The organism is Serratia sp. OLAL2, assembly GCF_002752475.1.
GTDB lineage: Bacteria > Pseudomonadota > Gammaproteobacteria > Enterobacterales > Enterobacteriaceae > Serratia > Serratia bockelmannii.
Window position 1 is genome coordinate 227992 of sequence record NZ_MSTL01000003.1, and the last position, 9819, is coordinate 237810.

At 59.8% G+C, this 9819-nt stretch carries 8 protein-coding genes and 1 pseudogene; 3 read left to right on the forward strand and 6 right to left on the reverse strand.

Annotated elements, in window-relative coordinates; genetic code table 11:
- Positions 1–4 precede the first annotated feature (4 nt).
- The 6 genes and pseudogenes from epd to BVU99_RS04640 all read right to left on the reverse strand — a co-directional run bounded on the left by epd (position 5) and on the right by BVU99_RS04640 (position 6606).
- Positions 5–1021 (reverse strand): erythrose-4-phosphate dehydrogenase, encoded by a 1017-nt coding sequence (epd, locus tag BVU99_RS04620; protein ID WP_004931582.1) that lies wholly within the window; start codon positions 1019–1021, stop codon positions 5–7.
- Between the two features lie 311 nt (positions 1022–1332).
- Positions 1333–1461, reverse strand: a pseudogene (locus BVU99_RS25285) (LysR family transcriptional regulator); the annotation flags it as partial.
- 63 nt (positions 1462–1524) lie between these two features.
- On the reverse strand, positions 1525–2595 hold the full coding sequence (locus tag BVU99_RS04625; RefSeq protein ID WP_043142690.1) for an ABC transporter ATP-binding protein: 1071 nt from the start codon (positions 2593–2595) through the stop codon (positions 1525–1527).
- The gene (locus tag BVU99_RS04630; protein ID WP_099817436.1) at positions 2588–4357 is read right to left on the reverse strand and encodes an iron ABC transporter permease; all 1770 of its coding nucleotides are present in this window, start codon (positions 4355–4357) and stop codon (positions 2588–2590) included. The genes BVU99_RS04625 and BVU99_RS04630 overlap by 8 nt, the downstream gene beginning before the upstream one ends.
- A 78-nt stretch (positions 4358–4435) precedes the next feature.
- Positions 4436–5524, reverse strand: coding sequence for an ABC transporter substrate-binding protein (locus tag BVU99_RS04635; RefSeq protein ID WP_043142713.1), 1089 nt, complete (start codon positions 5522–5524; stop codon positions 4436–4438).
- A gap of 164 nt (positions 5525–5688) precedes the next feature.
- Positions 5689–6606, reverse strand: a complete 918-nt coding sequence (locus tag BVU99_RS04640; RefSeq protein WP_089196249.1) for a DMT family transporter — start codon at positions 6604–6606, stop codon at positions 5689–5691.
- Between the two features lie 290 nt (positions 6607–6896).
- Here BVU99_RS04640 and BVU99_RS04645 point away from each other — a divergent pair, with 290 nt between their 5' ends.
- The 3 genes from BVU99_RS04645 (at position 6897) to brnQ (ending at position 9677) form a co-directional block, all read left to right on the forward strand.
- Positions 6897–7229, forward strand: coding sequence for a tRNA-binding protein (locus BVU99_RS04645; protein WP_025304190.1), 333 nt, complete (start codon positions 6897–6899; stop codon positions 7227–7229).
- Between the two features lie 30 nt (positions 7230–7259).
- Positions 7260–8141: a 2OG-Fe dioxygenase family protein gene (locus tag BVU99_RS04650; RefSeq protein ID WP_025304191.1), complete on the forward strand. Its 882-nt coding sequence runs from the start codon at positions 7260–7262 to the stop codon at positions 8139–8141.
- A gap of 213 nt (positions 8142–8354) precedes the next feature.
- Entirely contained in the window at positions 8355–9677 is a 1323-nt protein-coding gene (gene brnQ / locus BVU99_RS04655) for a branched-chain amino acid transport system II carrier protein (RefSeq protein WP_049296210.1), read from the forward strand.
- Positions 9678–9819 lie beyond the last annotated feature (142 nt).

A 9819-nucleotide genomic window follows, 5' to 3' on the forward strand; every position in this document is an offset into this window, starting at 1 on the left:
CGTACTAGAAACCGCTGGCGGCCATTGCCCGTGTTGTATCCAACATCCGATTGGCAAAGCCCCATTCATTGTCGCACCAGACCAAGGTCTTTATCAGGTGCTGCCCGCTGACCCGGGTCTGCGTACCGTCGACGATAGCGCTGTGCGGGTCATGGTTAAAATCAATCGAGACCAATGGTAATTCCGTGTAGTCAACTATACCACGAAATGATTCCCGTGCGGCCTTTTGCAACAGCTGGTTGACCTCCGCCACCTTCACCGCGGCGCTCACGCTGACGCTAAGATCGATAGCCGTCACGTTGATGGTCGGCACGCGCACCGAGATAGCCTCGAAGCGATCGCAAAACTGCGGGAAGATGCGAGTGATGCCCGCGGCCAGCTTGGTATCGACCGGAATGATCGACTGGCTCGCCGCGCGGGTGCGCCGCAAATCCGCGTGATACGCGTCGATCACCGGCTGATCGTTCATCGCCGAGTGAATGGTGGTCACGGTGCCGGACTCGATGCTGTAGGCGTCGTCCAGCAGCTTGATCACCGGAATAATGCAGTTGGTGGTGCACGAGGCGTTGGACACGATGCGGTGTTCCGCCAGCAGCGTCTGATGGTTGACGCCAAACACGATGGTGGCGTCCAGATCGTTGCCGCCCGGATGGGCGAACAGCACTTTCTTCGCCCCCGCCGCCAGATGGGCTTCGCCATCCGCCCGGCTGCCGTACACGCCGCTGCAGTCCAGCACCACGTCGACGCCCAGTTCGCCCCAGGGCAACTGCTCCACCGCCGGCTGATGCAACAGGCGAATCGCGTCGTCTCCGACGCTCAGCGTGTCGCACTCTTGCCGCACATCCCACGCAAAGCGGCCGTGGCTGGAATCGTACTTCAGCAGATGGGCCATGCCTTCGGCGTTCGCCAGCTCGTTGATCGCCACCACGGAGATTTCCGCCCGTCGTCCCGATTCGTACAGTGCGCGCAATACGCTGCGGCCGATGCGGCCAAAGCCGTTTATCGCTATGCGGATGGTCATGCTGCTCCTGAAAAAGGGCCGTCCACGCCGGGTGACTCACCGGCGCCGCCCGGCGCTGACTGGTTGTCTCACTAACCCGCATAGAGTAGTGGATCGTACCGCCCGCTGTGAATCGCCGAGTTTGCATTATTCCCGCGCTTCAGCGGTTTTTCACCGCCGTCACATCGGCATTTCTGTTGAAGAGTGCTTCAACTGAAACGCTTCAGCTGAGCATAAACCAAAGTTTTGGCAAAAGGAACAGGTGCAACAGTTCCTCAGGTAACGGAGGGGAGTTTTACGAGCATAAGATGATCTGGCGCACATTTTTGGCCTCAAGACCGCGACGAATTTTCGCTCGCCGGCCCCGTTTCGCCGTAGTGCTCACGAAAATAGTCGCGCAAAAATTCGACCGTCACCCGCACTTTCGCCGACGTTGCCAGCCGGGAAACGTACACCGCCCAGAAAAGATCGCTGCTAGCGGTTTAACTCTGTAAACGGAGCGCCCGCATCGGCGGGCGTCCTGGTTAAGCTTTCGGGAATATCCACAAATGCTCGGCCGGCAGGGAGAGCCGGCACAGCGTTTGATCGCGCGCCTCGTGGCCATAGGCACGCACCACGAAATCTTCGGCCACGGTGCGGAACAGGTATTCCCAGCGATCGCCGAGATACATGCTGGTCAGCAACGGCAGCTCAAGCTGGTTGCCCTGCGGATCTTCACCCAACCGCACGCGCTCGACGCGGATCACCGCCGTGCCCTCCTGCCCGACCTGCACACCTTCGCCCGCTTTGCCCCACAGCGCCCAATCCTTACCTTCGATGCGCGCCCGATCGCCTTCCAGCGCGACGACCTTGCCCGGCAACCGGTTGTTGCTGCCCATGAACTCGGCGGTGAACAGCGTGGTGGGCGAACCGTACATCTCCTGCGGCGTGCCCTGCTGTTCGATTTTGCCGTTATTGAGCAGCAGGATGCGATCGGAAATGGCCATCGCCTCGTTCTGATCGTGGGTCACCATCAGCGCCGACAGACCGAGCTTGATGATCAACTCGCGCAGGAATACTCGCGCCTCTTCGCGCAGCTTGGCGTCAAGGTTGGACAGCGGCTCATCCAGCAGGATCACCGGCGGGTTGTAGACCAGCGCGCGCCCGATCGCCACGCGCTGCTGTTGGCCGCCGGAGAGTTGGTGCGGATGGCGTTTGGCCAAATGCCCCAGCCCGAGCTGATCCAGCACCGCCTGCACCCGCTGGGCGATTTCCGCCGAGGCAGTCTTACGCAGTTTCAGCGGGTAAGCGACGTTCTCAAACACCGTTTTATGCGGCCACAGGGCGTAGGACTGAAACACCAGCCCCAGATTGCGCTCTTCGGCGGGAATTTCACTGCGTGCGCTGCCGTTGTACACCGCGCTGTTGCCGATGACGATCCGCCCCTGGCTCGGTTTCTCCAGCCCGGCTACCGCCCGCAGCAGCGTGGTTTTGCCGCTGCCCGACGGGCCCAGCAGAGAGACCACTTCGCCCCGTTTCAGATCCATCGACACCCCTTTCAACACCGGGTTGTCGCCATAGGTCAAATGCAGATTCTCTACCGAAAGTTCAATCATGTAATTTCACTCCAAAGCGCAAGGCGATCCCCAGCCCCAACACCACCAGCAGGATATTGATGAACGACAGCGCGGCGACGATATCGATAGCGCCCGCGGCCCACAGGGAAACCAGCATCGAGCCGATGGTTTCTGTGCCCGGAGACAGCAGATACACCCCGGTGGAATATTCGCGTTCAAAGATCAGGAACATCAGCAACCAGGAGCCGATCAGGCCGTAGCGCGACAGCGGAATGGTGACGTGGCGGGTGATCTGACCGCGGCTGGCGCCGGCGCTGCGCGCCGCCTCCTCCAGCTCCGGTCCCACCTGCAGCAGCGTAGAAGAGATCAGCCGCAGGCCGTAAGCCATCCACACCACGGTGTACGCCAGCCAGACGCTGAAGATGGTGCTGCGCAGCGAACGCAACCAGACGATCACGTTCTCGCGCAGCCACTCGGCCATCGGCAGCACTGACAGCCAGCCTTCCTTAAGCGATTTGTCCAGCCACATCGGCAGGAACAGAAACACCCACAGGAACGCCAGGCCGGCCAACAGCCCCGGCACCGCGCGCGGCACCAGCACGCTGTAGTCGAGGAAGCGCGTGGCGCCATCCGGCTTGCGGTGCATGGCGATGCCGATAAACAGATAGCACGCCACCGCCAGCGCCCCGCCGATCACCCCGATCGCCATCGAGTTGACGATGGCGCGCAGCAGGTTGGGTTGCGCCCAGATGGTGCGGAAGGTGTTGATCGACAGTTCGTCCCAGACAGACACGCCCACGCCCCAGTTGGAGATAAAGGCGCGCAGCACTACGCCGATCAGCGGCACGCCGATGGTCACGGTCAGCCAGAACATCACCACCACGCCGGCCACCCAGCGCCATTTGCCGAGCGGCAGCGCGCGCGCCTGCGAGGCTTTGCCCTTGACGGTGACGAAGCGGTTGGCGGTGCGCATCAGCCGGCGCTGCAGCATCACCAGCGGAATGGTGATGCAGATCAACACCACCGCCACCGCCGCCATCAGGTGGTAAGACGGCGTGCCCAGCTTATTGGTCAACTGATACAGGTAGGTCGCCAGCACCAGGTTGCCTTCCGGATCCCCCAGCACCAGCATCAGGCCGAACACCTCCAGCCCGAGGAAGAACAGCAGCACCCCGGCGTACAAGATAGACGGCCGCACCATCGGCAGGCTGACGGCGGTCATCACCTGCAACGGCGTAGCGCCGGCGGTGCGCGCCGCTTCTTCAACGTCGGAGCCCACGCTGCGCAGCGCCGAGGATATATACAGATACGCGTGGGGCACGTGCGTCAACCCGGCGATAACCACGATGCTGGCCATCGAATAGATGTTCCACGGCACGAAGCCCAGCAACGCTTCCGCCCACAGCGAGAAGAAGCCGACCGGCCCCGCCGCCACCACGTAACCGAAACCCAGCACCATCGGCGACACGAAGATCGGCACCAAAATCAGCGGTTCGATGATCCGCCGCCCCGGCAGATCGGTGCGCACCATCAGAAAGGCCAAAATGCCGCCGAGCGGGATGGCGATAATCACCAGGCCGAATGCCAGAATAAAGCCGCTTTTCAGCGCCTTGTAGAAATCCGGATCGGTAAAGATGAACTCGAAGGCCTCCAGGCTGAAGACCTTGGAGGGAGAGAAAAACGGAGCCGAGAGGAAGCTTTGAATGATGATAAACGACAGGGGGACATAGATAACCAGCGCGGTTATCAACACCACCAGGCCGCGCGGCAGGCTCTGCCACTTTCTGCGCCATGCTTGCATAAATGCTCCCTATGGTTGTAAACGACGACCAAAGGGCGCGCGCCCGTGCGACAGGCGCGCGTCCGAATGCAGTCCCTGTTATTTCGCCGCGGCGGCGCGCCATTGTTTGATGTAGTCGAGACGTTTGGCCGGCTGCAGATATTCCAGCAGGCTGTCATCGACCGGGATCGGCTTGAGCGCGTTACCCAACAGCTTGGTCATGCCATCGATGTCGTTCTTGCCTTCGATGTCGTTGCGGATCGAGGGGATATCCGCCTGATTGGCGAGAATATTTTGCCCTTTCTCCGACAGCACGTAGTCGAACCACAGCTTGGCGGCGTTAGGGTTGCCGGCCTCTTTGCTGATGAAGCTCACGCGCGACAGCACCAGGGTATAGTCTTTCGGATAGACGATGCCGAGCGACGGATCGCTCTTGGCGCGGGCCTCGGCGTATGAACCGAGGATATTGAAGCCGATCAGGTTTTCACCGGAGGAGACGCGCTCCATCATGGTGCCGGTGGAAGATTGCACCGCCAGCCCGCCCTTGGCCACGTCGGCCAGCGTTTTGAAGTAGTTAGGATCGGCCTTGAAGTCCTGCACCGACAGCATGAAGCCGACGCCGGATTTTTCGATGTCGTAGGTGGTGACTTTCTTCTTGAATTTGTCCGTCTGGCCGGCGATCAGTTTAGCCAGCGCCGCGTGTGAATCCGGCACATCGCCCTGCGGGATCAGCCGTTTGTTATAGATAAACACCACCGGCTCATAGGTGGTGCCATACACTTTATCTTGCCATACCGCCCATTTTGGCAGCTGAGCCCGCTCCGGAGAGGCATACTCCTGCGCGTAATCGCCCGCCAGTTTCAAAATGGTGTCCATCGACGAACTCCACACCAGGTCGCCGCTGGTGCCGCCGGCCGCCTGCTCGCTGATAAAGCGGTTATACAGTTCGGTGCTGTTCATGTCGTTGTATTCGACCTTGATGCCCGGATACAACGCCTCGAACCCCTGGATCAGCGGCGCCGCCGCCTTGGTGTCGGTGGTTGAATAAATCACCACCTTGCCTTCTTTCTTCGCGCCGTCGACCAGTTTCTGATAGTCGGCGGGGTAGCCCGCCGGGAAGGCCGCATAGGCGGAAACGGAGCCCAGTAAGGTGATAGCAGCTACGGTCGCGCTGATTTTTTTCATCATCATCCATCCCCTGATCACATTTAATAAACCAAAAATTAACATACAGTTAATATTTATGACGAGGCAACGGCGTTGCTTGTTATCTTTCGGTTTTGTGAGGTTGGACGTTTTTCAGCCAATAAAAAGCCCGGCAGCGCGGGCTTTACAGCACTTCCTATCGCAGACTATTCGGCCAGGTGAGAGCGCCGCCGCAGGCGAATTCGCTGTACGATGGCAACCCCCAGCAGCGTCAGAACAAATCCCGCCAGCTGCACCAGCGACAACGCCTCACCAAACAGCGCGTAAGCCTGCAGCGCCGCCGCCGGCGGCACCAGCAGCATCAGCGCGGTAATGCGAGTCAAATCGCCGTGGCGCACCATCCAAATGAACAGCGCGGTGCCGCCCAGCGACAACACGCCGGCCGACCACAGCAGCGAGAACCACAGCGTTGGCGAATTGTCCCAGGCGCCTGAGCCCATCACGGCCGCCAGTACGCCGGTCACGATCGCCGCGCCGAGGTGCTGAATGGCGCCTGCCGCCCGCAGATCGGCCGCTGCCAGCGAAGACTTCTGCACCATGATGCCTATCGTCAGCGCAACGATGCTGCCAAACCCCATCAGGATCGGCAGCAGCGCCATATTGCCGACGTCGATGCCGGTCAGCCGCGGGGAGAGCACCAGCGCAACGCCGATAAAACCGACCGCCAGCCCGGCCCAGGAACGTAACCCGATCGGCTTACGCAGCACCAGCGCGAAAATCAGCGCGGTAAACAGCGGCTGCAATCCGCCGATCAGCGACATCACTCCGGCTGCCAGGCCGTTCGCCACCGCCCACCAGCTTGCGGCAAGGTAAACACCGTTCATCAACATGCCGGTCAGCAGGTGCATCACGAACTGTCGCCCCTTGGGCCAGGCGCAATGCAGCGCCAGCAGAGCGAATACTGCCGCGGCGATCAAAAAGCGAAAGGTCAGGAAAAGATTGGGATCGGCATGATCCGCCACCGCCCGCGCGGCAATAAAACCGGTCGACCAAATTAATATCAGGAAAAACGGCGCAATAAATGCCTTTCGCCGATCGCGTTTTTCGCGCTGGGTTATTTCCATATCACTACCTAAAAAATGCCGTTGATGAATTAATGCAGAGCATACTAACCAATTTAACACGGGCTTAACAGTATCGACGCTGGCACCAAGCAGGCGTGGTGAACATAATTGCGGGAAATAATGAAGTTTCAATCTTATATAATTCACCAAGCTTATAATTAATTCCACCACGTTACGATAATGTAAATTAATTGCTACATCCGGTATAACTATTCCCCTCCTGGCGGCATTGTCGGAATAATTCCCCTTTGCTAGCCTTCCTGAAGCCACTTAATTAACTGGACTGACTCATGGCCGAAATCACTGATTTTATGAAACTGGATATGCGTATTGGCGAAATTATTTCCGTGGAATATAACGACAAGGCATTAAAACCCGCCTATAAGCTGCGCATTGATTTCGGCGAAGAAATTGGCATTAAAAACAGCTCGGCGCAATTATGCGAAAACTATCAGGAAGATGATCTGCTTGGAAAAAAAGTCATCTCCGTCGTTAATTTCCCCGCCAGGCGGGTTGCCGGATTTAAATCTGAAGTGCTGGTACTTGCCGCGGTCACCCGGGATCAAGGCACTGTCTTGCTGAAACCCGATGTCGACGTGGAGATCGGCAGCAAGATTTTATAATCGCCACATCATTCGTGAGGCCACCGAGAAATGCGACAGTTATCCCTGCTTGATGAAGTTAAGAAGGCGTACCAGGAACACCGTTCAGCCTTTATCCCCGGCGCCACCATGCAAGCGATCCTGCTGGCGCTGGGCGCGCGGCCGGAAGATTTCGCCAGGCTGCAGCAGGTCAGCGCCAATCTGGCGGACGATCCCACACTGCCTTTCCGCAAGTCCAGAAACGGCCGCTTCTGCTTCGACTTCGATCGCGCCCAGATTGAGCGGCTGGAGTTCCAGCCTTTCGTGCTCTCGGTCGAGGAAGACTTCATCCGCTACGATTCGGGAAAGGTGCGCCATTTCCGCGGCATCAACGACGATCTGCAGTTGAATACGGCATTTCAGGCACTGATGAAATTCAAAGCCTACGTGATCGATGGCGTGAGCGTGACGCCGCGCCCCCGGCTTAATCAGGAGATCAACAAATTCGTCTGCACGGTGTTCAACCTGCGCACCGTCACCACGCCGCAGATGTTGGGCGAACCGGCGCTGGAAGGCGTACACAGCGACGGCGTCGACCACACCATGACGACCTTCCTCGGCTGCGACAACATGACCGACGACAGCGCCAAGACCTTTATTCACGATATGCGCGAAACCAGCGGGATCAAATTCGATCGCGCCCGGCCGGAATGGATTTTGGGCGAAATACAGCATCGGCATTTCCTCGATACCCTGCTGATTGTCGACCATGAGCGCAAACACAGCCTCTCACCGGTGGAAGCGCAGGACAAACGCCGGCATTCGACCCGTGATATGCTGATCTTTTTCACTCGTAAACCGGTCGAAGACGGCCACGTCTCCTTCGCGTATGACTCTTTTAAACCGCATATCGAAATCCCGCTGTCGATAGACATGGTGGCGCGCGCGAGCTAACGCGCTGCCGGGCCGGCCGCCAGGATCCCTCTGTGCGGCCGGTTCACGCCGGGGTAAACAGCGCTGGATTAATCAGGTTTTTGTCGCCGAATTATTATATCCTGCCGGACGAAAATTTTTGCGGGCTTACGCTGCCCCACGCGCCTCCTCCTGCAGTGCTTCATTCCGCAGCCAGGCCGTTTATTTCATGAATACAGGCAGTGCCATACCGTTATGACCAAGAGTTTATCCCCGAAAGACATTATCGCCCTGGGCTTTATGACCTTCGCCCTGTTTGTCGGCGCCGGCAACATCATTTTCCCCCCGCTAGTGGGGCTGCAGTCCGGTGAGCATCTGTGGCCGGCCGCCCTCGGTTTTATGGTGACCGCCGTCGCCCTGCCGGTGATTGCCGTGATCGCGCTGGCGCGCGTCGGCGGCAGCATCAGCCTGCTGACTGGCCCCATCGGCCGCACAGCCGGCCTGCTGTTGGCGACCGTCTGCTATCTGGCGCTGGGCCCGCTGTTCGCCACCCCGCGAACCGCCAATGTTTCTTTCGCCCTCGGCATCGCGCCCTTCACCGGCGACGGCGCCCTGCCGCAGTTCATCTACAGCCTGCTGTTCTTTACCCTGGCGATGGTCGTGTCGCTGTATCCCGGCCGCTTGCTCGACAACGTCGGCCATATTCTGGCGCCGCTGAAAATTCTGGCGCTGGCCGCGCTCGGCATCGCCGCCCTGGTCTGGCCCGCCGGTGCGCCGGTCTCCGCCGTCGGCAGCTATCAGGCCGCGGCGTTTTCCACCGGCTTCGTTCAGGGTTATCAAACCATGGACACGCTGTCGGCGTTGATGTTCGGCTCGATTATCGTCACCGCCGCCCGCTCGCGCGGCGTCAGCGACAGCGGCCTGCTGCTGCGCTACACCCTGTGGGCCAGCCTGATCGCCGGCGTCGGCCTGACGCTGGTCTATATCTGCATGTTCAAGCTCGGCGCCGGCAGCGGCAGCCTGGTCGGGAACGATGCTCAGGATGGCGCGGCAATCCTGCACGCCTATGTGCAGCACACCTTCGGCGATCTGGGCAGCGTCTTTATGGCGGTGCTGATGTTCATCGCTTGCCTGGTGACGGCGGTCGGCATGACCTGCGCCTGCGCGGACTTCTTCTCCCGCTACCTGCCGCTCTCTTACCGCACGCTGGTGGTTATCCTCGCCCTCTTCGCCATGCTGGTTTCCAACATGGGGCTGGGCAATCTGATCCGCGTCTCGCTGCCGGTGCTGACGGCGATCTACCCGCCCTGCATCGCGCTGGTATTGCTCAGCTTCAGCCAGAACCGCTGGCGCAGCGCCAAGCGCGTCTTCGCGCCGGTGATCGCTACCAGCCTGGTGTTTGGCCTCGCCGACGGCCTGAAAGCCTCCAGCTTCAGCAGCCTGCTGCCCGTCTGGTTCGATAAGCTGCCGCTGGCCGAACAGGGTCTGGTCTGGCTGCAACCTACGCTGCTGGTGCTGTTGCTGGCGGCGGCTTACGACCGGTTGCGCAGCGCCGAAAGCATCAAGACCGCGTCGTAATCGCGGTTTCCGCCCATAAAAAAAGCCGGTCATGATGACCGGCTTTTTTATCGGCTTGCGCCCGGCCGCTTACTTCAGCAGCGCCTGCGCCTTGGCCACCACGTTGTCCACGGTGAAGCCGAACTCGGCGAACAGCTGCTCC

Excerpts from the sequence above, each read along its gene's own strand:
- BVU99_RS04650 (WP_025304191.1), top strand. The coding sequence starts at position 7,260 with ATGCGACAGTTATCCCTGCTTGATGAAGTTAAGAAGGCGTACCAGGAA.
- BVU99_RS04640 (WP_089196249.1), bottom strand. The coding sequence starts at position 6,606 with ATGGAAATAACCCAGCGCGAAAAACGCGATCGGCGAAAGGCATTTATT.
- BVU99_RS04625 (WP_043142690.1), bottom strand. The coding sequence starts at position 2,595 with ATGATTGAACTTTCGGTAGAGAATCTGCATTTGACCTATGGCGACAAC.
- BVU99_RS04635 (WP_043142713.1), bottom strand. The coding sequence starts at position 5,524 with ATGATGAAAAAAATCAGCGCGACCGTAGCTGCTATCACCTTACTGGGC.
- brnQ (WP_049296210.1), top strand. The coding sequence starts at position 8,355 with ATGACCAAGAGTTTATCCCCGAAAGACATTATCGCCCTGGGCTTTATG.
- epd (WP_004931582.1), bottom strand. The coding sequence starts at position 1,021 with ATGACCATCCGCATAGCGATAAACGGCTTTGGCCGCATCGGCCGCAGC.
- BVU99_RS04645 (WP_025304190.1), top strand. The coding sequence starts at position 6,897 with ATGGCCGAAATCACTGATTTTATGAAACTGGATATGCGTATTGGCGAA.
- BVU99_RS04630 (WP_099817436.1), bottom strand. The coding sequence starts at position 4,357 with ATGCAAGCATGGCGCAGAAAGTGGCAGAGCCTGCCGCGCGGCCTGGTG.